24 protein-coding genes are annotated in these 23,368 nt (G+C 45.2%); 20 read left to right on the top strand and 4 right to left on the bottom strand.

All coding sequences use genetic code 11. From position 1 onward, the window contains the following. Window positions 1-127: 127 nt before the first annotated feature. The 10 genes from truA to rpsI all read left to right on the top strand — a co-directional run bounded on the left by truA (window position 128) and on the right by rpsI (window position 11,356). On the top strand, window positions 128-931 hold the full coding sequence (truA, locus tag ACZ42W_RS21100; protein WP_464171125.1) for a tRNA pseudouridine(38-40) synthase TruA: 804 nt from the start codon (window positions 128-130) through the stop codon (window positions 929-931). Between the two features lie 40 nt (window positions 932-971). Continuing rightward, window positions 972-2,546, top strand: coding sequence for a PucR family transcriptional regulator (locus ACZ42W_RS21095; protein ID WP_464167224.1), 1,575 nt, complete (start codon window positions 972-974; stop codon window positions 2,544-2,546). 242 nt (window positions 2,547-2,788) lie between these two features. Continuing rightward, entirely contained in the window at window positions 2,789-3,448 is a 660-nt protein-coding gene (locus tag ACZ42W_RS21090; RefSeq protein WP_464167223.1) for a TorD/DmsD family molecular chaperone, read from the top strand. After that, window positions 3,445-5,646 carry a molybdopterin-dependent oxidoreductase gene (locus ACZ42W_RS21085; RefSeq protein ID WP_464167222.1) on the top strand — a complete coding sequence of 734 codons (2,202 nt, stop codon included), beginning with the start codon at window positions 3,445-3,447 and terminating at the stop codon, window positions 5,644-5,646. Before ACZ42W_RS21090 ends, ACZ42W_RS21085 begins: the two co-directional genes overlap by 4 nt. Window positions 5,647-5,659: 13 nt before the next feature. Continuing rightward, window positions 5,660-6,229 (top strand): 4Fe-4S dicluster domain-containing protein, encoded by a 570-nt coding sequence (locus tag ACZ42W_RS21080; protein WP_464167221.1) that lies wholly within the window; start codon window positions 5,660-5,662, stop codon window positions 6,227-6,229. Next, window positions 6,229-7,083 carry a dimethyl sulfoxide reductase anchor subunit family protein gene (locus ACZ42W_RS21075; RefSeq protein WP_464167220.1) on the top strand — a complete coding sequence of 285 codons (855 nt, stop codon included), beginning with the start codon at window positions 6,229-6,231 and terminating at the stop codon, window positions 7,081-7,083. Before ACZ42W_RS21080 ends, ACZ42W_RS21075 begins: the two co-directional genes overlap by 1 nt. Window positions 7,084-7,490: 407 nt before the next feature. Beyond that, window positions 7,491-9,521: a molybdopterin-dependent oxidoreductase gene (locus ACZ42W_RS21070; protein WP_464167219.1), complete on the top strand. Its 2,031-nt coding sequence runs from the start codon at window positions 7,491-7,493 to the stop codon at window positions 9,519-9,521. A gap of 21 nt (window positions 9,522-9,542) precedes the next feature. Further along, window positions 9,543-10,094 carry a 4Fe-4S dicluster domain-containing protein gene (locus ACZ42W_RS21065; RefSeq protein ID WP_464167218.1) on the top strand — a complete coding sequence of 184 codons (552 nt, stop codon included), beginning with the start codon at window positions 9,543-9,545 and terminating at the stop codon, window positions 10,092-10,094. A 411-nt stretch (window positions 10,095-10,505) separates the two neighbouring features. Next, window positions 10,506-10,937, top strand: a complete 432-nt coding sequence (gene rplM / locus ACZ42W_RS21060) for a 50S ribosomal protein L13 (protein WP_464167217.1) — start codon at window positions 10,506-10,508, stop codon at window positions 10,935-10,937. Window positions 10,938-10,960: 23 nt separating this feature from the next. Next, a complete protein-coding gene (gene rpsI / locus ACZ42W_RS21055; protein WP_464167216.1) occupies window positions 10,961-11,356 on the top strand; it encodes a 30S ribosomal protein S9 in 396 nt (131 codons plus the stop codon). A 177-nt stretch (window positions 11,357-11,533) separates the two neighbouring features. Here rpsI and ACZ42W_RS21050 read toward each other — a convergent pair whose 3' ends face one another. Both ACZ42W_RS21050 and ACZ42W_RS21045 read right to left on the bottom strand, forming a co-directional pair. Next, complete coding sequence (locus ACZ42W_RS21050) at window positions 11,534-11,668, bottom strand: hypothetical protein (protein WP_464167215.1); 135 nt, start codon at window positions 11,666-11,668, stop codon at window positions 11,534-11,536. A 485-nt stretch (window positions 11,669-12,153) separates the two neighbouring features. Continuing rightward, on the bottom strand, window positions 12,154-12,282 hold the full coding sequence (locus ACZ42W_RS21045) for a hypothetical protein (RefSeq protein WP_464167214.1): 129 nt from the start codon (window positions 12,280-12,282) through the stop codon (window positions 12,154-12,156). A gap of 149 nt (window positions 12,283-12,431) precedes the next feature. Here ACZ42W_RS21045 and ACZ42W_RS21040 point away from each other — a divergent pair, with 149 nt between their 5' ends. The 8 genes from ACZ42W_RS21040 to ACZ42W_RS21005 all read left to right on the top strand — a co-directional run bounded on the left by ACZ42W_RS21040 (window position 12,432) and on the right by ACZ42W_RS21005 (window position 18,843). Beyond that, window positions 12,432-13,166 carry an N-acetylmuramoyl-L-alanine amidase gene (locus ACZ42W_RS21040; protein ID WP_464167213.1) on the top strand — a complete coding sequence of 245 codons (735 nt, stop codon included), beginning with the start codon at window positions 12,432-12,434 and terminating at the stop codon, window positions 13,164-13,166. A 143-nt stretch (window positions 13,167-13,309) separates the two neighbouring features. Further along, entirely contained in the window at window positions 13,310-13,858 is a 549-nt protein-coding gene (locus ACZ42W_RS21035) for a sigma-70 family RNA polymerase sigma factor (protein WP_464167212.1), read from the top strand. Further along, entirely contained in the window at window positions 13,855-14,349 is a 495-nt protein-coding gene (locus ACZ42W_RS21030) for an ABC transporter substrate-binding protein (protein WP_464167211.1), read from the top strand. Before ACZ42W_RS21035 ends, ACZ42W_RS21030 begins: the two co-directional genes overlap by 4 nt. A 200-nt stretch (window positions 14,350-14,549) precedes the next feature. Further along, on the top strand, window positions 14,550-15,416 hold the full coding sequence (locus tag ACZ42W_RS21025; RefSeq protein WP_464167210.1) for a glutamate mutase L: 867 nt from the start codon (window positions 14,550-14,552) through the stop codon (window positions 15,414-15,416). Between the two features lie 79 nt (window positions 15,417-15,495). Continuing rightward, window positions 15,496-16,398, top strand: coding sequence for an arginase (gene rocF, locus ACZ42W_RS21020; RefSeq protein WP_464167209.1), 903 nt, complete (start codon window positions 15,496-15,498; stop codon window positions 16,396-16,398). A gap of 170 nt (window positions 16,399-16,568) precedes the next feature. Then, complete coding sequence (locus tag ACZ42W_RS21015; protein WP_464167208.1) at window positions 16,569-17,144, top strand: RNA polymerase sigma factor; 576 nt, start codon at window positions 16,569-16,571, stop codon at window positions 17,142-17,144. After that, window positions 17,101-17,565 carry a hypothetical protein gene (locus ACZ42W_RS21010; protein WP_464167207.1) on the top strand — a complete coding sequence of 155 codons (465 nt, stop codon included), beginning with the start codon at window positions 17,101-17,103 and terminating at the stop codon, window positions 17,563-17,565. The genes ACZ42W_RS21015 and ACZ42W_RS21010 overlap by 44 nt, the downstream gene beginning before the upstream one ends. A gap of 111 nt (window positions 17,566-17,676) precedes the next feature. After that, window positions 17,677-18,843 (top strand): M20 family metallopeptidase, encoded by a 1,167-nt coding sequence (locus ACZ42W_RS21005; protein WP_464171123.1) that lies wholly within the window; start codon window positions 17,677-17,679, stop codon window positions 18,841-18,843. Window positions 18,844-19,061: 218 nt separating this feature from the next. Here the strand turns inward: ACZ42W_RS21005 and ACZ42W_RS21000 are convergent, their stop codons facing one another. Together ACZ42W_RS21000 and ACZ42W_RS20995 are read right to left on the bottom strand one after the other, a co-directional pair. Continuing rightward, window positions 19,062-19,505: a threonine/serine exporter family protein gene (locus tag ACZ42W_RS21000; protein WP_464167206.1), complete on the bottom strand. Its 444-nt coding sequence runs from the start codon at window positions 19,503-19,505 to the stop codon at window positions 19,062-19,064. Window positions 19,506-19,598: 93 nt separating this feature from the next. Further along, window positions 19,599-20,360: a threonine/serine exporter family protein gene (locus ACZ42W_RS20995; protein WP_464167205.1), complete on the bottom strand. Its 762-nt coding sequence runs from the start codon at window positions 20,358-20,360 to the stop codon at window positions 19,599-19,601. A 255-nt stretch (window positions 20,361-20,615) separates the two neighbouring features. On the opposite strand from ACZ42W_RS20995, the gene argC reads away from it, so the two are divergent. Both argC and argJ read left to right on the top strand, forming a co-directional pair. Next, window positions 20,616-21,641, top strand: coding sequence for an N-acetyl-gamma-glutamyl-phosphate reductase (gene argC, locus ACZ42W_RS20990; protein WP_464167204.1), 1,026 nt, complete (start codon window positions 20,616-20,618; stop codon window positions 21,639-21,641). A 464-nt stretch (window positions 21,642-22,105) separates the two neighbouring features. Beyond that, window positions 22,106-23,365, top strand: a complete 1,260-nt coding sequence (gene argJ, locus ACZ42W_RS20985) for a bifunctional glutamate N-acetyltransferase/amino-acid acetyltransferase ArgJ (protein ID WP_464167203.1) — start codon at window positions 22,106-22,108, stop codon at window positions 23,363-23,365. The last annotated feature ends 3 nt before the right edge of the window (window positions 23,366-23,368 follow it).

Here is a 23,368-nt window from a genome sequence, read left to right as displayed (position 1 = left end):
ACAAATGAATGAGAGCATACATGAGATAGATGAGAACATAGATAAGAGCTTAAAAGAGAGCTTAAAAGAAAATTTAATTATTCAAAATGAAAACTTAAATGAGCTTAATGAGCCTAATGATAAGCCGATGGATAAGCCAATCGATAGACCGATAAGAAACATACGCTTAAAACTCGCTTACGATGGGACGCACTACCATGGGTTTCAGCGTCAACCGGAGTTCCATGGGCCCACGATCCAGGGGACACTTGAAACGGTGTGGAAAAAGCTTGTCGAGGAAGAGGTAACACTCAATACTGCAGGGCGGACAGATACAGGGGTCCATGCTGCTGGGCAAGTGGTCAATTATTCGACATCGGTACGTATTCCGGATCATAAAATTCCGAAAGCCTTTAATAGTTTGCTTCCGCGCGATATTCGAATCTTAGAGGCACAAACCGCTCCAGAGGATTTTCATGCCCGTTTCTCCGCACGCTGGAAGCGTTATGATTATTGGATTGATAATCGCTCCATTCCGGATGTTTTTTCCCGACTCTATGCTCTGCATGAACCGGTTCCTCTTAATCTTCAGCGGATGCAGGAAGCTGCAACCTATCTTGAAGGGCGGCATAACTTTAAGGCCTTTTCATCAGCAGGAGGAACAAGTAAGACCTTTGAGCGGACGCTTTACATCTGCCGCTTGGAGCAGGAAGATGGACTTCTTCGAGTCACCTGCATCGGAGATGGTTTTCTTTACAATATGGTGCGAATTCTTGTCGGCACTCTTGTTTTTGTGGGAAAAGGTAGGATTAAGCCGGAGGAGATTCCGGATATTCTGTTGAGCCAGAACCGAAGATTAGGGGGACCTACTGCACTAGCGCTTGGGCTTACGCTCAGTTATGTCCACTATGGTGACGAAATGCCTACGGATATTTTCCCGAATTTCCTTTAATCCTTTAAAACCTTTGAGTTCAAGTATCCATAACAGGGAGGTGAGCACCTTGGATTTTACTCTACCCCAACCTGTCACTATTCGGCGGTTATTCGAAGTCTTAAAGATCGATAGGATAAGTGTTCATCAGCTCTTTGAAGAAGAGATACTCTCCTTGCCAATTCAGTCGATTAACCTTCAAGGAGATCTGGTTTCATTGCCTTTTATAGGTGAGCACTTAAGCTTCGAGCCTCAGGGCAACCTTCTACGCTTCAGTATTACTGGAAAGAATCGAGAAGAACTTAGCTTTCTCTTATCCCTCCCGACCTCGTGGCCCATTTTCTGTGAGCAAGTGCTGGGCTGGATTGAGCGGGAGCAAGGACGCATCCTAGGGACGACAGAACGCTTCCAGCAACGTCTGACAGAACTTCTCATCCAGGGCTATGGGTTTTCTATCCTGCGTGAGCTGAAGAACTTTCTGGAAGTGGATATTTTCCTTTTGAACAAACAGCTCAAGGTAGTTACCTGGGAAGGGGGTGACATACTCCCTTTTAACCCTGTTTCTTTTGTCACTCCGAAACTGTCAAATTTTAAGTCTTTAGAGTTATCACCACAAACCCCTTTGAGCTCAGGGAATTGGAATGATTCGGACTATAAGGACCTTCCCCTCAGTTGGTATCCCCTTGCTGGACAACAAGGTGTGCTAGGATATATCGGTTTGGCAGTGAAACCAGAAGGTCTTAATCAGGTTGGACGGTTATTTCTCCATAAGACGGCTATCTTGCTTTATCTTGAGCTCGCCAAAGCTCAATCCATAGAGGACACTGAACGCCAACATTATCGTGATTTTCTCTTTGACCTCTTGTATAACAATTTCGACTCTCTCGAAGTCGTTCAATCCCGTGGGAAGCTTTGGGGCATTGATCTGACAAAACCACATCTTGTCATCGTGGGTGAAATCTCAGGTTTTGACCCGGACTCTTCAGACCAAGTGCTTTTTCAGGAGCTAATAGACAATGTGTCGTTGGTATTACGCAATCAACCTCGCATGATCTTCTTAGAACGCAACTACCAAATTGTTTTGCTTTTCCCTTTAGAAGCGATGCTTCCACTCAGTCAATGGTACTCCACTGCAAAGCAAGTTCTTCATCCTCTTCTTAATCTTCCGACGAACTTACCTGAGGATCGGCAAATCATTTTCGGAGTGGGTAATCTCTATGCCTCGACACGCTATATCCATCGAAGTTTTCAAGAAGCTAAATCTGCTTTAGAACTGGGGCAACTATTCCATCTCAAAGAAAGGGTGGTATCGTTCCAGGACCTGGGGGTGATGAGGCTTTTGCTCAAGTTAGAACAACAGGAACTCGAGGATTTTCGCACGGAGGTCCTAGGGCCTTTGCTCAAATATGATCAAGAAAATAGCCTGCATTTAGAGGAGACCTTGCTCGCCTATCTTTCCGCTGATGGAGACTTAAATCTAGCAGGTGATAGACTCTTTCTTCATCCAAATACCTTGCGTTACCGTTTGAAAAAAGTAGCGGAAGTGTTAGACCGCGACCTAGCGAGTTTAGAAAATAGAATGAACCTGTATATTGCCCTCAAAATCGGCCGGCTCAAGGCTTTGTGGCACGATTAGTCCTTTCATCCTCATGCTGCGGCACCTAGCCATCTGAGGATGAACGAGCTGAATAAACGTATGTTTTAAAAAAATTAGAGAATTTAAATAGTTTAAAACCCTTGCACCGTAAGCGTTGCAAGGGTTTTGTGTTTTTCTACAAAGGAAAGAACGATTTTTCATGAAGAATTATAAAAGAAAACAAGTAGAGTGTAATCAGAAATAAGAAATGTTTCACGAATCAAGTAGAAAGGAGAATTCAAGTGAAGGAGCTTATGTATACACCCGATACAGGCGAACTGGAAGCCCGCATCGCAACACAGCTTGCACTCAGTCGGATGTTTGCAACAGGTGGGGAGAATCTCAAACAGACGTTGACTTCGTTAGCTCAAGCTTATTCGCTTTGGGTGGGTAAAGTGAGGGAACCAGGCAGTGATTTGCTCCTCAATCAGTTATCCGAGAGTATTGCTTCAGAGATGAAAGACGAGTTAACCTACGAGTTCAATCGATTGTTTGTAGGCCCCGCATCTCCACAGGTACCTCCTTATGAATCCGTTTATCGTTCAGAAGATCGCTTGGTTATGCAAGACTCGACTCTGGATGTTCGTAAGTGGTATAGAGAAGAAAAGCTAAGCCTATCGAGCCCTAGCAATGAACCTGATGACTTTATTGCTACGGAGCTGGAATTCGCCGCGTATCTACTAGCCTGTGCTCATGAGCTTTATCAAAAAGATAATGCCGCAGAAGCCTTGGAGTATCTCCAGAAATACAATACCTTTTGGGATGAGCATCTTGGGCTATGGTTGCCAGCGTTTGTTCAGAAATTATCCTTTTTCGCGAGATCACAAGTCTTTAGAGTCTTTGGAGAAATTTTAATCCAAACGGTTACCCCAATTCGACAAGGAGAAGGAGGGCTATCATGAAAATTACCCGTCGTCAATTCATCGGTGGCACGGCTGCAGCCACCGCAGGGGCCGGTTTATTCGGCTTCAATATGCTTGCTAAATCCGATTCCGTCATCGCAGCTAGCTCAGAAGCAGGAGGAGTCAAGACGTTTCGTAACGTTTGTCCTCGGAACTGCTATGATACCTGTGCCCAGATCTCTTATGTTCAAGACGGTGTGCTTAAAAAGGTAGAGGGAGATCCCAAGAGTACCTTTACTCAAGGGAAGCTCTGTCTCAAGGGTTATACCTACACGAGAAGAGTGTATAGCCCGGATCGCATTAAGTACCCTATGAAGCAAACTCCCCGTGGCTCAGGAAATTGGACGAGAATCAGTTGGGATGAAGCTATGGATACGATTGCCAAGCAAATTCTCGACATTAAAAAGCGTTATGGCTCCACTCTCCCTATTTGCTTAGATAAGTATTCCGGAAACTTCGGAATTACCCACTATGGAGTCGAAGGAACGATGTCCAGTATTGGCTATACTACGAGAGCCTTAGGTACTCCCTGTTGGCCGGCAGGAATTGATTCACAGACCTACGATTTTGGAACGATTGTCAACAATGACCCTGAGGATATGGTAAATGCGAAGTATATTATCCTCTGGGGTCAAAATGCAGCTTGGACTGGCCTGCATACTCTTCCCTTCATTAATAAGGCGCGGGAAAGAGGAGCTAAACTTGTTGTTATCGATCCCATACTGACTTCGACGGCGTCGAAAGCTGATCTTTACATTCAGATTAAGACCAGTACAGATGGAGCTCTTGCTCTTGGAATGGCCCGCTATATCCTCGATAACAATTTGGTGGATTGGGAGTATGTCAAAGCGAACAGTATCGGTTTTGATGAATGGGCGGACTATGTAAAGAACCATATCACCCTCGATTGGGCTGCCGAAAAGACAGGGGTACCCAAGGATATCATTATCGAGCTTGCTCATGAATACGCCACAGCAAAGCCTGCGAGTATGTGGGTCGGTTATGGAATGCAACGTCATACCAATGGTGGACAAAATGTGCGGATCATCGATGCTTTAGGTCTAATGACAGGTAATGTAGGTAAGTCTGGCGGAGGAGTCAACTATGCTCATCTAGAAACATGGGGCTTTAACTACAATGCTATGGTCATGCCTGCACCTAAGGGCTCCAAAGGCTTTGTCGGAGCAAATGGCAAAGAAGGCGACCGAACGGTTAATATGAATAACTTCGCCGACGATGTCATGAAGATGGCTGATCCCCCGATAAAAATGCTCTGGATAGCCTGCCGGAATCCAGGCTCCCAGGATCCCGATACCAATGCGATAGAGAAAATGTTTGCCACGATGGAATACGTAGTGACTGTCGATTCGTTTTTTACCAAGACCGTGCAGATGTCGGATATCGTATTGCCGGCGACCACACATTTTGAGGACTGGGATGTCATGGCAAGTTACTGGCATCAATGGGTTGGCATCAATGAGCGGGCCATCGAGCCGATGTACGAATCGAAAAGCGATGTCGAAATCGCCATGCTGCTCTCTAAAAAAATGAATGCTCTTGAAGCAGGCTCCTGCACTTATCCCACGACAGGAACTCCCGAAGAATGGGTCGCTAAGGAATTTAACCCTGCTCTGAATGAATTTCTGGGTATTTCTAGTTACAAAGACCTACTACAGGGACCACGCAAAGCTAAAATGTCACCTGCTGCATGGGCAGATGGGAAATTCCGAACTCCCTCAAAGAAATATGAGGTTCATAGCGAGCTTGCCGCGAAGAATGGTCTGCCCGCAATTCCTATCTGGGTCGAAGAGATGAAAGCTCCTGAAAAGTATCCGATTCGTTTCTTGACACCTCATCCTCAGCATGGCCTACATTCTCAATTCCAAAACTTAGACTGGATGATGGCTGCTAACCCAGAGCCTATCGTTGAGATTCACCCCGTCTTAGCTGCAAAATACGGAATCTCAGAAGGGGATCAGGTAAAGATCTCTAATGACTTGGGAGAAGTCACGATTAAAGCTCATTTGACGAAAACAACCTCTCCCGATGTAATCGTCAGTTATGAAGCATGGTATAAGGACTCGAAATTTAATCTCAACTATACCGTTAAGCCAATCCCCGCTGACATGGGTAAGCAAGCGACCGGAAATGCTGGCATTGCCTTTCATGATAATTTCGTCATGATTCAAAAGGCCTAAGGAGGAATAACTGATGAGTAAACAATTAGGTTTTTTGCACAACTCGGAAAAGTGTATTGGCTGTAGGGGTTGTGAGATGGCCTGTAAGAATGAGTATCAAACGGATGCATCGACACGTTGGCGTCAGGTCTATCAGCTCAACGAAAAGGATTTTTCCTTACCAACCCGGATGTTTATCTCAATGGCCTGTAATCATTGTGAAAAACCGGAGTGCTTAAGGGTGTGTCCTGTGGAAGCGTATACGAAGCGTGAAGACGGAATTGTAGTTCATGATCAGAATCGCTGTATCGGCTGTAAACTCTGTACGATGGCATGTCCTTATAACCGCCCTCAATTCAATACGGTCAAGAAGAAAGCAGAGAAATGCAGTTTGTGTCATGAACGTCTCGATCGAGGGGAAAAACCAGCGTGTGTAGCAGCCTGTATACCTGGGGCGTTGGAACTCGTGGAGATTAATGCTGAACTCGATCTGAAGACTGGTATTCTTAAAACCTTACCTGGATTACCAAGTCCAGAGGTAACCCACCCATCGATACGTTTTATTGGCCCGAAACAAGGGAAACAAATAAGGAGGGATCAATAATGGGACAGTGGGAATGGCCTTTGATACTCTTTACGGTTTTAGGGCAAACCGCTATAGGAATCATCTTCTGTTTATGGTGGCTAGAGCATAAGCGGGAGAAAACGAATACGCAAGCATCAGCTGCGTATCAGAGTCTGGTAAAAACCTCAGTGCTTACAGCGGGAATCCTACTTGCTGTAGCAATGTTGAGCTCAGTCTTCCATCTCGGACATCCTTTTGTAGCTTACCGGGCTTTAACTCACTTAAGCACGTCATGGTTAAGTAGAGAGATTTTACTCTTCGTATTGACCTTTATGGCTTGGGCTTATCTTTTCTTGCAATCTTCAAAGCCAGGGAGCAAACTTAAGGGTATTTTGGGACTTACTACTGGTCTTGGGTTTCTAGGGATAATAAGTAGTGCGCTCATTTACACCTTGCCACGTGTCCCTGCTTGGAACAATATGGGTCCTATCATCTTCTTCCTCTTTACAAGTGTTATCCTCGGAGCGTTGACCATCGCTATGTTAGGGAGAAAGGTTCTTACTGAAGGTGAAATGCGTCAACTCCTATTCCTCGCACTGGGAAGTGTGCTTGTAAGTTTCCTCCTCTTTATCTTGTATATGTCTCTCTTGGGCATGAGTGTAGAAGGTGCAGCTACAGCACAGTACCTCATGAGTAGCCCACTTTTCTGGTTGAGAGCTTTCGCCGGTTGGATTCTCCCCTTGGTTCTCTTATTCACTATGGTGTTGAAGAAAGACAAACTCCAACCCAATATCATCCTTCTAGTATTCTCATGTGGCCTGATCGGTGAACTTTTGGGAAGAGCGCTCTTCTATGTTAGCGCTGTTGGGATTCAAATCACTGCACGTATGTAAGCTAGCCTTCCGCAGGATAGCTTCATAGTTCCAAGATTTTCTTTAAACATGTCCCTCCTTAATTTATGCCCTGGAATTGTTTTCGAAAAGCAATTCCAGGGCTCTTCTTATTTAATGAGGCTAGAAGGAGATAGACACGGCTAGAGAGAGGGATGGCGCTTCTGTCTCAGTCCATTAGGAATAAATGAGAATGGGCATTATAGGAGGACTCCCTTGCCCAGACCTTAGAATGAAGGGAAGAGCGATGAAAAAGAGGAAATCTAATTAGGTTAGCGAAAAGAATCACTAGATTGTGACAGAAATTTAGATAGAATGAGAATTAGATAAAACAGAGATTTAGATAATAGAAATACAAAAGATATATAATAGATATTAAAGAAGAAAACTTTTATGATGGGGGGATCAGCATGGAAGCCTTGCATCACCATATTTGCCCCCGTAATTGCTATGACACCTGTAGTATCATCAGCACGACACGAAATGGAAATCTCGTATCCATAGAGGGTAACCCTACTCATGGATATACCCGTGGGAAGCTATGCCCTAAGGCTATGGAAGATATCAATAAAGTATATAGCTCTCAACGCATCAAGTATCCCATGCGCCAACGAAAACGGTTTTCGGGTCAATGGGAACGGATTTCTTGGGACGAAGCCCTTCAGGTCATCAGCGAACAGATTCTATCGATCAAGCAGAAATACGGGACGACTCTTCCGATAGCCCATAATAAGTATTCTGGTAATTTTGGTATCCTACACAATGCGCTGGAGGCTTTTATGGCAGCCCTCGGACCGACGACGAGAGCAGTCGGATCTCCGTGCTGGTCAGCAGGAGTTGATGCGCAAACGTTTGATTTTGGTGCCTTCTTTTGCTCTGATCCTCTCGATATGGAAAAGTCAAAAATGATTTGGGTGTGGGGTGCTAATCCAGCGTGGACTGCAGTTCATCAAATGCCGATACTTTTTCAAGCGATGGAGAGAGGGGCTAAGGTGGTCTGCTTTGACACGTATTTTTCTGCTACAGCAGCTCGTTGTCACCAATACATTCAGGTGAATCCTGGAACGGACGGTTTGCTGGCCTTGGGTCTAACTAAAATTCTCTTGGAGCACAACCTAATTGATCCAGAATTAGGTCAGTACACTTTGGGACACGAAGAATTTATCGACTATCTTAAGCGGGAAATATACCTCGAGCATTGTTCGGAATTAACAGGAGTGCCTATAAATACAATGATTGAACTCGCTTTGGAGTATGGACAAACCCAACCGACCTGTATCTGGGCTGGGTTTGGGCTCCAGCGTTATGCGAATGGGGGGCAAACTCTCAGAGCGATCGATGCCTTGGCAGCATTAGCAGGCCAAATCGGGCAACCCGGTGGAGGTGTCCAGTATGGGCATTTTGAGACCTGGCGCTTTTCGGGTCCCTTATCAGATCACTGTCATGAGCAGGACCGTAATATAAATATTAATCAATTTCCTAAAGAGGCTTTAGCTGCTCGTCCTCCGGTGAAAATGTTGTGGATGGCTGGGCGCAATCCACTCCAGCAAGATGGCGATTTGAAGGAATGGATGAAATTAATCGACTTACTGGATTTTATTGTCGTCAGTGATCTATTCCACACCCGTTCTTCTACAGCTGCAGATATTTTCCTTCCGGTGACTTCGCATTATGAACATTGGGATCTTAATGCAAGCTACTGGCATTATTATGTCGGGGTGAATGAACCAGCGATAGCACCCGTGGGAGAAGCGCGTTCAGATTTACAAATAGCCTGGGATCTCTCAAAACGTCTTAACCAGCTTTCACCAGGGTGTTGCTCCTTCCCTATCGATGGCTCAGAGAAGGAGAGCGTTCTTAAGGAGATTGGACCCGAGATGCTACAACTCTTGGGAGTAGATGCACCCGAGGAAATTCTCAAAGGACCACTTAGGGTTAATTTCCCAACGACTGCCTGGAGAGAGCGTAAGTTTAAAACCCCTTCAGGGAAATATGAATTTCTCTCTGAGGCAGCGAGAAAGCAAGGCCTTCCTGCACTCCCAGAGTACCAGGCTTCTTGTGCTCCCCCCCTAGAAACTCCGCTCCGCCTATTAACGCCACATCATGCATCGGGGATCAACTCTCAAGCGTACTCACCAGAACGGAGTGACGTTATCAAAGCTCACCTCTCCGCACAAACGGCTTCGGCCTATTCTTTAAAGCAGGGGGACAGTGCAATACTTTGGAATCGCAACGGAAGTCTTCCGGTAATACTTGCTGTAGATAGCGGAATTCCTTCTGGAGTTATTATCATCTATCAGGAGAATAATAGTACTCTGAAATCACCGCACCCGAATTTTTTGAATCCAGGGACACTGACCGATATGGGATCCTACGCGACAGGGGCACGCGGAATGGCACTGAATGAAACGTTTGTTAGCTTGAAAAAGGTGGTAACTTAAGGTGGGAGGGAGAGAGAACTCTTGCAAAAACAGCTAGGTTTTTTCCTTGATGTGAATCGGTGTCTCGGTTGTGGTGCTTGTATTAAAGCCTGTGCCATCAATAATCACTTACCTCGCCCGCTAACCTGGCGTAAACTACGGCAAGTGGAAGAAAACTCTACGGGGCAGGTTAGTCAATTCTTCCTATCCACCGCTTGTAACCATTGCGCTAACCCGGAGTGCCTCCGAGTCTGTCCCTCTGGAGCCTATGCCAAACGACGGGATGGAATCGTTCTTCATTCTCCTGAAAAATGTACCTCCTGTAAATCCTGTGTATCTTCGTGTCCTTTTAATGCTCCCCAAATTAATCCGCAGACTTTGAAAGCAGGTAAATGCCAACTTTGTTATGAGCGGATTGACAGTGGGAGTTCACCCCATTGTGTTCAGGCATGTCTTACAGGAGCCTTGCAACTGAGGGAAATCCATGCTTCCCCAACGGATAAACTTTTGCGCTTAACTGCTCCTTTACCCACTTTACGGTTAACAAGACCTTCCACGTTTTATTACCCACCAAGAGCTACGAAGCTATATTAGTGAGGAAGTCGAAAAGACCTGGTTCTTTTGTAGAAAATTACAAAGAACCAGGCCCATTTTTGTAAAAAGTTACAACTGTTCTGTTGGTATCAGATCTTCTTATAAAATAAATAACCTTGTGTTTTAAATACATGTACTAATGAGTAGAGACAAGTACTTATATACATTGTACTCAATGGAACAAGTTGATGTCAACAGATTTTTATTAAGATAGAATTTTATTCTATGCAGAGCAACAACACTTTGCAGAAAGAAGACTTGACATTTACTGACACATTTAATAAAATACCAATATGAGTCTTTATGCTGTTATTTATGCCTGAGCCCCATAATACAGTGTAACCGCCGAGGTGATTGAGCCCCCCAGAAGCGGAGTAGACTAAGAATACGGTAAAATATGGAGGGAATATCATGTCCACGTTCTTTGCGAAAGCGAACGAGGTGGAGCGTAAATGGTATGTCATTGACGCTGCAGGCCTCCCTCTGGGTCGTTTAGCTACTGAAGCTGCTCGCATCCTTAGAGGTAAACATAAACCTACATTTACACCTAATGTTGATGCTGGAGATCATGTGATCGTCATCAACGCGGATAAAGTTATTTTAACTGGTAAAAAATTGGATCAAAAAATGTATCGCCGGCATTCCGGATATCCGGGTGGTTTGAAAGAAGTTCCTTATAGAAGACTTATGCAAAACATGCCTGAAAGAGCTGTTGAGCATGCCGTTAAAGGAATGCTTCCTCACAACAAGTTGGGTGCGCAGATGTATACGAAACTTAAAGTGTATCGTAACGAGAATCATCCGCATCAAGCTCAACAACCCGAAGTTTGGACCATTCAATAAGACGGGAAGGAGGAAGATTAATCATGGCTGCACAATTACAATATCAAGGAACAGGACGCCGTAAAAATGCGGTAGCTCGTGTTCGTTTAATTCCTGGAGAAGGAAAAGTTACCGTTAATAAAAGAGGACTTGCTGAGTACTTCGGCAAGAAAACTCTTGAGATGATCGTTCAACAACCGTTTGGGGTAACAGATACCCTCGGTAAATATGACGTGATTGCACTTGCTCATGGTGGCGGTACAACAGGTCAAGCAGGTGCTCTGCGCCTCGGGATTGCTCGCGCACTTCTGAAAGCAGATATCAGCTTACGCCCAGCTCTTAAGCGTGCAGGGTTCCTCACCCGTGACCCACGTATGAAAGAGCGTCGTAAATACGGCTTGAAGAAAGCTCGTAAAGCTCCACAATTCAGCAAACGTTAATTTATCAAGAAACAAGGAATCCCTCAACTGTACATGGTTGGGGGATTTATTTGTTTTTAAAGTGCGTAAGCAGAAAAAAAGCGTCCCAATCGGGACGCCTTCGTTATTCAAAGGGAACATATACGGCTTTGAAAGAGGATGGAGTAGTCTGTCGTAACCTGTGAGAATTTCCGGCGTTTAGAAAATAACCGCTAAGGCGATTAGTATTAAAATCGCAATTGCAATGATAGCTGCACCGGCGGTACTGCCAACAGGAGCAACAGTTGGACAACATGCGCCACCATAGCCCATGCCATAAGACATTCCGAACATAACATTACCTCCTTCTGAATTACTTTTTAGCCAAGATTTAGAACACGATACCCAAAGCGATTAGTAGGAGAATGATAACCACTACGATCGCAATACCTGGTAGAAAACGAGGGACACAAGCTCCGTCAACACCACCAAATGCCATTTGCATTTCCTCCTTTACTTGAAGATAGTACATGATATGCCTTGTCTGCTGAGATTGTCACACTAATGGTCACTTTTTCCTGTAGATGGCTGTGTTTTGTTTGATCGACGTTATGGGTTCCCCTTCTTCGGTTTTCCTTTTTTCGGATTCCCGTTTTTTGGATTCTTTCCATTTCGACGTCGTTTTTGGTGGTAAGCAATTTTATTTCAGAGTCTAAGAAATTCTTCAAAGAGCCTTGATTCGTTTCCACGGTCACCTCAGGGTGCCATGAAGTGTGTCATGAGGTCAAACCTCGTAATGTAAAAAAAGAGGCCGCCAGTAGGCGGCCTTCTAACTTCTTTTATCGAGTTCCCATCCAATACCCAATATAACCTACCACAAGAATGCCAATAGCGTGAAGTACCCACCATCCAGCCCTAAAAGTTCCCCAGGTTCCTAAAACCATACGCTCTCGAATATCTTCAGCCATAAGTACACCCGCTTTCTACTATATTTGTATCTATTTTGTGCAAATAACATCTGCTTTATTTCAATCGCTTTCTTTTTTGTTTTAGATGGAATAATTCCAAGCTTTCTTCCCATATGGTTTTTACAGGGCAATGGGAAGGGAGGATATTCATGAGACGTAAAAGGGATTGGCTTCGGAAGAGAAGAAGATGGACCCGGATAGGGGTTGGGGCCATTGTTTTGGCACTCTTAGTAAGTGGAGTAGCCTGGCGGTTACATAAACAAGACGAAAAGATCTGGAGTTGGAGCATTGGAAATCAGGTTGTTCTGATTGACGCTGGCCATGGTGGAGTGGACCCCGGTGCTGTGGGTAAGACCAGCTTAGAAAAGGATATTACGTTGAATATCTCCAAGCGACTGAAGCTACTCATTCAACAAGCTGGAGGAAACCCCGTTATGGTGCGTGAAGAGGATGTAGATCTAGGATCTTCACAGGGACTGGCCAAGAGAAAAAGGGAGGATCTCGCGCAGAGAATTCAACTGGCTAAGGATTTTCAGGCAAATGTCTACTTAAGTATCCACGTCAATAGTTCTCCTAATAATAAGTTGACTGGCCCACAGGTCTTTTACCATGCGGATTCCCCGGAAGGAAAGCTCCTTGCTGAGACCATCCAGGCTGAGCTGAATAAGCTTACCGGCTTCAAACGGGTAGCCAAAGGGAATCAAGAGCTCTTTATCTTAAAAAAGGCAGATCAGGCAGCGGTTACGGTTGAGGTGGGATTCCTATCGAATCCAGCAGAGGAGCAAAATCTGAATGAGTCTGACTACCAACAACAGCTGACCGTGGCAATTTATCAAGGGCTTTCAGAATATTTTAGTAAGATGCAGAGTCCTGGGACGAAATAGGAGATCCTCGGTGTGCGGGGCAGGAGTGTCAGAATAAAATTAAGAAGTCATGATTTGACGAAAAAGAAGGAAATGGTGGGCATAATCCCGAATAATTCTCTTTGTGCCTAGAAAGTGCAAAGTGCTTAGGAGGGAAAAAGCCAATGAGTCTTTTGCCAATTGTCTTATTTGCCCTAGGGGTGGTTTTCCTCATCTGGGCATTGCGAATGGGAAATTCGAATACGACTAGCCCTGAAATTATCGCAGCTCTTAAGGGACTTGCAGGTGTCAAACGGGAGTTAAGCCAAGTTCAGAAGGGACTCCGAGAAGCAGAAGCAGAGATGGGAGATCATGAATTAAGGCTTTTAAGAAATGAGAACGTCCAGGCTGAGATCCGTTCGGCGTTACAGACTCAGGCTCAGAGTTACTCGGACAACTCTAACAACTCTAGTAACTCGAGTATTTACTATTCCCAAACTTCTCATAGGCCACAGTTGCAACCAATTTCTCAACCAACATCTCAATCGACTTTGACATCAACTACGACCCAAGGAAATTTTCACAAGACGCAAGTCCTTCCTGAAAAATACAGGTGGGTTCTAGAACTTAATGATCAGGGATGGTCTGTCGCTGAAATTGCTGGACATTTGGCAATTAGTCGAGATGCAGTTAATATGGTGTTGAGAACCTCCCAGAAAGGGGGGTGCGCATGAAATTATCTCGGTCCTACGTATTGGGTTTAGGGTCAGGGTTAATTCTCAGCGCACTCATTGCCATGCTTCTTCCTCCTGGAAACATTCATTTCGGTGAAACCTCAGGGCTGATCAACAACCAAGTTGCGGCTCAGTCAGGGAGCGCTAAAAACAGCATGAATTCTGTGACTCCAGCGGAAGAGCAGCCTATGGCTGGAAAATCTGCTGCTGATAAATCCACCGAAGGAAAACCAACGATTGCTAGTTCAGCTCCAGCGAGTACCAATCAAAAATCAGCAGATTTAGGGGATAAGGATACTTTCATTATTCCTGCTGGGGCGAGTGCAGAGAAAATTGCTGATTTGTTGTTGAAGGAAAGTTGGATTACCTCGAAGGAAGAATTCCTAACCCTCGTCAAACAAAGGAATCTGGCCAGTAAGTTTAGAGCGGGGAGTTTTGAACTCACTCGAGGAATGGGTATCGAGGAGATCTCCAATCAACTGATCAAGTAAGCGATAACAGACACTAATAGTAGAAGTGAAAAGCAGTAGACCCATAACAGAAGCAATAATAGGAAGAAATATATTAATATAAATAAGAAGCAGTAAGAGTGAACACTTTCGTTCCCTTTGCTGCTTTTTTATGATGCGAATCCATAATCCGTATAGAAATTCCCTTTCTAAGAAAAAATGGAGAAGAGGAGGGGAAGTTAGTGAAGAAAGTCCTTGTCGCTGAAATTGGACAATCCGCGCTTAGCTTAACTGCTTTTAGGGATTTAGATACAGAAAGCCCTTTATTATTAGGGCAAGAGGTAACAAATCTAGGCTTAGAGGAAGGATTATCCCTTCTTGAAAAAGATATCGGAGAGTCTGACACTGAATTCCTGGAGTGCTATATTGTGAGTTCGCTAAAGCAAGAGGAACTACAACGAGTGATCAAGGCTTTGGATCACGCGGGAAAAGCCAATCCGGGGATGCCCTTCACCGGCAAGTCTTCCCACCAAGAGGGTATAATCGAGCGGTGGTCCGAGGCCAAAATAGTAAGAACCAATGAGGCTGTGAAAAATCTTTCCTCCCTATTTCTCGAGGAAGTAGGAGAGGTATTGATTTTGGATGGTGATAACGGTTCTATAGAACTGTATCTAATTCAGAAGAACAACCCCCTACTCGTGGAAGGAAGTTCTGAGGCGAGTCAGGAAGAGAGAGCTCAAGGGAATCCTACTTTGAAAACAGCAGAAGAACTTGCTTTTGAAATGGAGGATACCACTCAGGCCCTCCAAAAGGCAATCCTTCACTTTTTCGCTCAGGGTTCACCCGATTCAATAGCTCCCCATACTACACGGGATTTAACCCAGCTTCGCTGGGTGATTGGTACAGGAAGCGCTATAACGACTCTACCAGGTGGGCTGGAAGTCATCAGAGAGTCTCTAATGCACTGTAGTCAGATGTCTTTTCCAGAAACGGGTTTTCCAATACTTATCGACCGAGATAATATTCTTACTTCCTTAGGAGCCTTAAGTGATATCTATCGTCAAGGAGCTTGGCAGTTGTTGCTTGAGTCCTTGGGGATTGAAGGTTAAGTAGAGTTCCGAGGGGGTAATAGGCAAGAGAATGTGTCTAATAGCATGTAAAATTAATCGAACGAAAGGGGTTTATCTAATGCGTAAACGAACTGTGCGAATCATTGGGGTACCGATTGACTTGGGAGCAGATCGCAGAGGAGTGGATATGGGACCCAGTGCAATTCGTTATGCAGGACTTCATGAACGCTTGAAGAAATTAGGCTGGAACGTCGAGGATACTGGCAATATCGATGTCCCTATCGCAGAGACACGGGAAATTCAGGACAAACGGTTGAAATATCTGCCAGAGATCGTGGAAGTGAACAAAAAATTATATCAGGCTGTGGCACAAGCGATTAACGAGGGGGTAATTCCTTTAGTTATTGGTGGAGATCACAGCTTAGGAATCGGTTCCTTAGCAGGCTGCGCAGCGAGTGGAAAGCAGTTCGGGGTCATCTGGTTTGATACCCATGGAGACTATAACTCCCTAGATACAACTTCAAGTGGAAATATTCATGGGATGCCTTTGGCGGTAGCGAACGGGATTGGAGCTGAGGAATTAACCGGAGTTGGTGGAACGCAGCGAAAGATAAAAGAAGAGAATACGGTCATCATTGGGGCAAGGGATTTTGATGATGAAGAACGAGAAATGATCCATAAATCTAAAATCACGGTGTTTACCATGAGCGATATCGACCGTCTCGGGATGGAAGAAGTGGTTCGGCGTGGGATTGAAATCGCGAATCAGGGGACGGATGGAGTACATATTAGTTTTGACCTTGATGTGATCGACCCGACAGAAGCACCAGGGGTAGGAACTCCGGTACAGGGAGGGATGACCTATCGTGAAGCCCATCTTGCGATGGAGATGGTCGCAGAATGCACCTGTCTTTTAAGTATGGATGTGGTTGAGGTGAACCCTATTTTGGATATGCATAATAAAACAGCCGAGTTGGCAGTGGGGCTGATTGGTTCAGCCTTTGGGCAGCGGATTTTTTAAAATTGCCAAATCCCTGCATAACCCTTAAAATGGATATAGAGCTAAGTGTGAATTTTTTATATCTACTCAAGAGTTATCCTTTTTAAGAGGTATTTCTGAAACTTTTCTAAGATATGAAACGTAAAGAAGATGAGAGAAGAAAAGAGAGTAGATAGGAGCGGCTCGAAATTATGGAAGATGCTGAAATTGTTCAGCAGGTTCTTTCGGGAAAGCATGAACAGTATGATTTGCTTGTTCAACGATATCAGGAACCCTTAATTCACTATCTGCGCGGGATTCTTGGCGCAGAAGACGAAGTGTTTGACTGTGCCCAAGAAGCATTTTTGGCGGCCTACCGCAATCTTTGGCGCTATTCTCCAGCACATACTTTCCGTGCTTGGATTTACGCGATTGCCCGAAATAAAGCGATTGATCTGATCCGAAAAAGAAGAAAAGAGGTTCCCTTAACGATTGATGAGGGGATTGTGGATCTGAAGCCAGGGCCTGAAGAAACTTGGCTAGCCAAAGAACAGGCGATCAACGTTCAAGAGATTTTAGAAGAGTTGCCAGAACATTATCGGCAGGCTCTTTATCTTCGCTATCAGCAAGATTTAAACTATGAAGAGATCAGCATGGTATTAAATATTCCAGTAAGCTCCGTAAAAACGCACCTTCATCGTGGGAAGGAAAAATTACGCCAAATCATCGAAAGGAGGGAGATTCATGAACGAAATGGACGATATGCTGACCCAATTATTCCAAGATAAGCCGATTGCTCAGGAATCCTTGGGGACCATGCGCAAGGGAATCATGGATCAGATTTTATCCGCTCCAATCGACTTCCAGGAAAAAATCTTAATTGCACAGCGCCGTAAATGGGGCTATGTCTTTCTCGGCATCTTATCCGCGTTCAGCTTGGGTTTTTTCCTGTTAACGTGGTTTGCCGGTCCATGGCTACAGAAAGGCCTGAATCTAGCATCCTCATGGCTTATGATAAACGTGCCTGCTCTAGGTGTTTTCGCCAATGGATGGGAATGGTTAGTCGAGAAATGGGTTCTTTTAACCCATCTGAAAATCGGACTTGAATTACTCTGGCATCAGTATGCCTTTTCCATTATGGGAATCCTGCTTGTTTGGGTTTTGTTTGAAGGTATGCGCGATAAGCTGATTTTGAGAGAGCAGAAGTAGCTTCTGCTTTTTCGTGTTGCCTCGATGAGATAGAATGGATTTAGGGTACTTGAAGAAAAGATGCACAAGAGGTCGTCGAAGAGAATGCAGAAAAAGAGATGGGGATGCTCGATGGACGCTAGTAAGATGTTCTTTAAAGATCAAGCCCACATAATATGGAAAGAAGCTTGGAATGCAGCTCGTGAAATTGGAGAACATCCAGAGTTAGGCTACCAAGAGTTTTATGCGGTCGAGGTCTTGACCCAGCTCTTAAGTCGTCATGGATTCGAGGTTGAACGTTCAGTTGCAGGATTAGAAACGGCCTTTGTCGCACGGTTTAAAGGGAACAAACCGGGCCCCCGGGTTGCCTTTCTAGCAGAGTATGATGCCTTGCCTGGAGTAGGACATGGCTGTGGACATAATCTCATTGGAGCAGCCAGTGCAGGAGCGGCGATAACCTTAAGTAGAAGTTTAGAGTTACCCGGAGAAATATTAGTCATTGGAAGCCCTGCAGAGGAAACAAGCGGTGCTAAAGTTGCACTCGTTGAGCAGGGGGTTTTTGATGATGTAGATGCCGCCTTGATGTTTCACCCAGGGAGTCAGAATGTCCCGGAAATTTCAACGTTGGCATTGGATGCCTTGGAATTTGTTTTTTTAGGGAAAACCGCTCATGCAGTGGCAGCGGCTCAGTACGGAGTCAACGCACTTGATGCAGTGATTAATTTCTTCAATGGCATTAATGCCTTAAAAAAGCAAATTCCACAGGAGGCTCGAATCAATGGAATTATCACGGAGGGTGGGACGGCACCCAATATCGTTCCTGAACGGGCGGTCGCACGTTTCTACTTGAGAGCACGAACACGTAAGGTTCTCGATGAACTGAGAGAGCAAGTCATCCGCTGCGCTCAAGGGGCAGCCACGATGGTTTCCGCACAAGTGACCTGGCGGAAGTTTGAGTATTCTTATGATGAGATGTGGACAAATCGTGCGTTAGCTGATGCCTTTGCTGAGAATTTGAAAGAGTTAGGAGTTCGTCACATTTCCCCTCCTCAAAACGCCATGGGATCTGTGGATATGGGAAATGTGAGTCGAGTTATACCGGCTATTCATCCGTATTTAGCCCTGGGGCATGGTACAGATATTCCACATACACGTGATTTTGCAGATGCTTGCCTTTCTCAGGCGGGGGAGCGGCTACTATTGTTGGCTCTTCGTGTATTGGCTTTTACGGGATGGGATATTTTGACGGATGCAAAGCTTCTTAATCGGACGAAGCGAGAATTTCGATCGAGAGTGTAAGGGTTGTTTTTCTAAAGAAGTCAATAAAGATGAATAAGGGTATGAATTCCTAGTAATAGAATTCATACCCTTATTTTTATTACTCTGTATTTATTCTTTATTTAGGTGCACAAGGGCCATACCCTCCTCTGCTGGAGAAAGCTTGGCCTTTGTATCTTTTAGTATAGATTCAAGTCCTTACTAAAGATCAAGTCCTAAATAGGGTTCAAGTTCTCACTTCAAGATTCACGCTTATAGGATTTCGTCTTAAATGTCTCGGTGATTACTCCAGCGAAAATCAGCCCAAAGGCGATGGCTCCGGCACTAAGTAAGGTTATAGAGCCCAATCGGAAGCCTTCTGAATTATTATTCTCGATAAAATGACGGATTGTATCATAGGCTAGTCCGCCAGGTACGAGAGGGATAATGCCAGAAATACTAAACAAAGTGACAGGCATCTTATGTAGACGGGCAAGGAACTGACTGATTGTGGCTACACTAAAGGAGGAAATGAGAGTTGCGGTGACTAAATTCATCTGTATTTCTGCAGTAAGTGCGACATAGATCATCCAACCGAGCATGCCTACTAGCCCACCACTTATCAAGGATCGGCGCGGAACATTAAAGAGGACTCCGAAAGCCACGGTGGAAAGAAAGCTTGAATAAAGCGCGGTCCAACTCATAAGGTACTCCTTCTATATATTCATTATTTAAGTTCTTTTAATACATTACACCGCAGTAATTAGCTTACTGTATTGAATTGCTACATGTTAATTTCACATGAGTAGTGCTAAGGTAACCGCTACCCCTGCACCGATAGCAAAGGCAGTAAAAAAGGCCTCCGCCCCTCGGGCCAGTCCGGAGACTAAATCACCTGCCATGAGATCACGGACGGCATTTGTAATCAGAACTCCTGGGACGAGCGGCATAACTGAGCCGATGATGACTTTGTCGATGTGAATCTTCATCCCGAGATAAAAGAAGAGGTAGGCCATTGAGCCGATTGTGAAGGCAGCAAGGATTTCGGAAAAGAATTTGACTTGAATCCAGCGATTCGCTCTGAGATAAAGGAAGAATCCGAGCCCCCCTGTGAGCAAGGCGGGAAGAAAGTCGTTCCAGGTACCATCGAACATTAGGCTAAAAAAGCCACTTGCTAAGGCGGCAGAGACGATCTGTAGCCAAGCTGGGTATAGTGACCTCGACCTATCGACCTCTAAGAGCAGAGGGTAGGCCTTTTCGATAGTAAGTTGGCCGGAACTTATTTTTCGAGAAATGTCGTTTACCTGAACGATTTTGTTTAAGTCAATTTGACGTTGATGAATCCGTAAAAACTTAGTTTGCTCCTTGTCGCGCTCTTCTCCTTGAATGGAGAGGAAAATCCCCGTTGGAGTTACATAACTGTGAGCTTCGGAAAGGGCACAGGAGCGTGCAATCCGGTTCATCGTGTCCTCGACACGATAGGTCTCTCCACCGCTTTGTAACATGATCTTTCCAGCAAGAAGAGAGACTTCCATAATATCTCCAATGGATGTGTTCACAGTATCTCCTCCTGTATTGAAGCAAGATGTTAAGCCGCATAATTTTGTCCGAGGACAAGATCAACTCATAAGTAACTTTCCTTTATGATACTACGATAATATCACTGGAATCAAACTAGATATATTCATTATGTCTTCTAAGTCGCGCACATTCTTAGGATTCTAAAAAAGCATAAAAGAATTATGCAAAAGTTATTGAATGTTTATGCATATGAACGTATAATTATTAAAAGAAAAATTTGAGGGGGATTGGGTGTGAGAGCTGGAATTATCGGAGCGACTGGGTATACCGGTCAGGAACTTGTACGGTTACTCCATCAGCACCCGGAAGTTGAGTTGACCTATTTAGGGTCATCGAGCAATGCCGGAGCAATGTATGAGGAGATGTTTCCTCAGTTTTCAGGATTAGGAATTGGGAAGCTACAGGATGAACTGGTTCCCGATTTAGATATACTGTTTTGCGCATTACCCCATGGTCTTACAGCTGTAAGAACAGCAGAGTGGATGAAGCGCGAGATAAAAGTGATTGACTTAGGAGCGGATTTTCGTTTAAAAGACTCTAAGCTATATCAGGAGTGGTATAAACTCGAACACGCAGCACCCGAACTACTTCCTGAAGCAGTATATGGAATATCGGAGCTTTATCGAGATCAGATTGTGGGTAAATCCTTAGTCGCTAACCCGGGGTGCTATCCAACGGCGACGCTTTTAGCACTCGTTCCCCTTTTACGGAAGGGTCTGTTAAAGAAGGATAGCATAATTATCGACGCAAAGTCTGGGGTTTCCGGTGCAGGGCGAAGTGCCACCTTAGGAAATCACTATAGTGAAGTCAATGAGAATTTTAAAGCCTATGGGGTGGCAACACATCGGCATACACCAGAAATCGAACAGCAGCTATCTGAGGCTGTGGGGGCTCCGATCTTGGTGAATTTTACTCCCCATCTCGTACCTATGATTCGGGGAATACTCGTTACGATCTATGCTGAGGTAATGCCTGGAGTCAATGAAGAGGATCTGCGAGCCTGCTGGATCGGAAATTATGAAGACGAAGAGTTTGTGCATATCCTACCGGAGGGAAGCTGGCCACAGACAAAGTTTGCGTTGGGAAGTAATCAGGTATTCCTTCAGATAAAAGTTGATCCACGGACGGGGAGGGTTATCCTTGTATCCGCTCTGGATAATCTCGTTAAAGGGGCTTCAGGTCAGGCCGTGCAAAATATGAATCTCATCTTTGGATTGCCGGAGAATATGGGACTTCGTGGGAGAGGGTTATGGCCATAAATTGCACCATTAGATTGTGGAAGGGACTGTGGGGTAAGTAGCTTTTCGCGCAGCGGACCTTCGGGCGTGAATCTCCACCGGAGACTCACGTACTCAATAGCTCCAGGGCTTGCTCACTTGCTTCCGATGGAGCACCTTCGGCGGATGGGTATCATTTGCGAAATGCCGCCTCGGGCAAAAATGTCCACTGGACACTTTCGTTGCCAAACCCTTCTGATTACTGCATGTGAACCAGTGGCGCCGCGCTAAGGCCGAAACCCTACCACGGGCTTCGAACCATCGAAAGCCTCGTCCGCTTTTACGCCCCTCCGCTAGAAGTCGTTCAGCTAAGGCCGAAATCCTACGACGGATTTCGTTCTGCACGAAAAGCTACGTTAACGGGTCGCCAAAAGTCATTCTTTAGGGTAAAAATAAGGATAATGCAATGAAGCATTATATAGCTATAAAGGGAAGTGAATTAACATATGGACAATTTTACAGAAGAAAAACAAACAGATAATAAATCTTGGTCTTGGATCGAGGGTGGAATTGCCGCTCCTAAAGGATTTCGGGCTGCTGGAGTTATGGCCGGGATCAAATATCAGGATAAATATGATGTAGCGCTTGTTTATTCCGAGGTGCCGGCACAAGCTGCTGGAGTATTTACTCGCAATAAGGTTAAAGCCCATCCGCTTTTACTTACCCAGAAGCATCTGGGGAATGGGATGGCTCAGGCGATGGTTGCTAACAGTGGTAATGCTAATGCCTGTGTGGGAAAGACTGGGGATGAGGCGGCGTGGGCAATGGCCGAGACGACGGCCCATGTCTTAGGAATAAAGGCTGAGAATGTTCTGGTCGCTTCGACCGGAGTCATCGGAGTGGAGATGCCAGTTGAGCGGGTTGTTCAGGGGATAGAGATGGCAGCCCAAGAGATTTTATCAGCACAAAACCTGGTTCAGGCAGACCAGAATTCTCATCAAGCGGCCTTAGCAATCATGACGACGGACACAAGCGAGAAGGAGTTTGCTTGCGAGTTTCACACGGAGAGTGGTGTTATTCGACTTGGGGCTATGGCCAAGGGTTCGGGCATGATTCATCCGAATATGGGGACCATGCTCGGGTTTATTACTACGGATGCAAGCATTCCAGCTTCTGACCTCCAACCCCTGCTTATAGAAGCAGTAGAGGATAGCTTTAATATGGTTACAGTCGATGGAGATACGAGTACCAATGATATGGTCTTATTCCTCGCCAATGGGGAATCCGGAGTCACGTTAAGTCCAGGCGAGTGGGCTAACTTTCGAGAAATGGTGTTCTCCCTCTGTAAAAAACTAGCTCAAGCTATAGCCCGAGATGGAGAAGGGGCAAGCAAATTCCTGGAAGTCAAGGTTCAAGGAGTACAGTCTGTAGACGATGCCCGTAAGATTGCCAAGAGCATCTGCGGCTCGAGTCTTGTGAAGACGGCAGTCTTCGGAGAGGATGCCAACTGGGGAAGAATCCTCGCCGCAGCCGGGTATTCCGGAGCAGACTTTAACCCTGATCAGGTGGATATCTACTTGGGAAGTGTCCTTGTGGCGCAACATGGGCAAGGAGTCAACTTCTCTGAGGATGAAGCCAAGCAAGTCCTTTCCCAGAAGGATGTAACGATTCAGCTCATCTTCCACGAAGGGGACGCAGAAGCTACAGCATGGGGCTGTGACCTTACTCACGAATATGTCACAATTAACGGAAGCTATAGAACGTAATCG

The organism is Desulfitobacterium elongatum (assembly GCF_055378975.1).
The sequence above is the reverse complement of the archived record's forward strand: the minus strand, read 5'-3'. Positions and strand labels throughout refer to the sequence as shown.

Excerpts from the sequence above, each read along its gene's own strand:
- truA (WP_464171125.1), top strand. The coding sequence starts at position 128 with ATGGATAAGCCAATCGATAGACCGATAAGAAACATACGCTTAAAACTC.
- ACZ42W_RS21085 (WP_464167222.1), top strand. The coding sequence starts at position 3,445 with ATGAAAATTACCCGTCGTCAATTCATCGGTGGCACGGCTGCAGCCACC.
- ACZ42W_RS21080 (WP_464167221.1), top strand. The coding sequence starts at position 5,660 with ATGAGTAAACAATTAGGTTTTTTGCACAACTCGGAAAAGTGTATTGGC.
- ACZ42W_RS21075 (WP_464167220.1), top strand. The coding sequence starts at position 6,229 with ATGGGACAGTGGGAATGGCCTTTGATACTCTTTACGGTTTTAGGGCAA.
- ACZ42W_RS21070 (WP_464167219.1), top strand. The coding sequence starts at position 7,491 with ATGGAAGCCTTGCATCACCATATTTGCCCCCGTAATTGCTATGACACC.
- rplM (WP_464167217.1), top strand. The coding sequence starts at position 10,506 with ATGTCCACGTTCTTTGCGAAAGCGAACGAGGTGGAGCGTAAATGGTAT.
- rpsI (WP_464167216.1), top strand. The coding sequence starts at position 10,961 with ATGGCTGCACAATTACAATATCAAGGAACAGGACGCCGTAAAAATGCG.
- ACZ42W_RS21050 (WP_464167215.1), bottom strand. The coding sequence starts at position 11,668 with ATGTTCGGAATGTCTTATGGCATGGGCTATGGTGGCGCATGTTGTCCA.
- ACZ42W_RS21045 (WP_464167214.1), bottom strand. The coding sequence starts at position 12,282 with ATGGCTGAAGATATTCGAGAGCGTATGGTTTTAGGAACCTGGGGAACT.
- ACZ42W_RS21040 (WP_464167213.1), top strand. The coding sequence starts at position 12,432 with ATGAGACGTAAAAGGGATTGGCTTCGGAAGAGAAGAAGATGGACCCGG.
- ACZ42W_RS21035 (WP_464167212.1), top strand. The coding sequence starts at position 13,310 with ATGAGTCTTTTGCCAATTGTCTTATTTGCCCTAGGGGTGGTTTTCCTC.
- ACZ42W_RS21030 (WP_464167211.1), top strand. The coding sequence starts at position 13,855 with ATGAAATTATCTCGGTCCTACGTATTGGGTTTAGGGTCAGGGTTAATT.
- rocF (WP_464167209.1), top strand. The coding sequence starts at position 15,496 with ATGCGTAAACGAACTGTGCGAATCATTGGGGTACCGATTGACTTGGGA.
- ACZ42W_RS21015 (WP_464167208.1), top strand. The coding sequence starts at position 16,569 with ATGGAAGATGCTGAAATTGTTCAGCAGGTTCTTTCGGGAAAGCATGAA.
- ACZ42W_RS21010 (WP_464167207.1), top strand. The coding sequence starts at position 17,101 with ATGAACGAAATGGACGATATGCTGACCCAATTATTCCAAGATAAGCCG.
- ACZ42W_RS21005 (WP_464171123.1), top strand. The coding sequence starts at position 17,677 with ATGGACGCTAGTAAGATGTTCTTTAAAGATCAAGCCCACATAATATGG.
- ACZ42W_RS21000 (WP_464167206.1), bottom strand. The coding sequence starts at position 19,505 with ATGAGTTGGACCGCGCTTTATTCAAGCTTTCTTTCCACCGTGGCTTTC.
- argJ (WP_464167203.1), top strand. The coding sequence starts at position 22,106 with ATGGACAATTTTACAGAAGAAAAACAAACAGATAATAAATCTTGGTCT.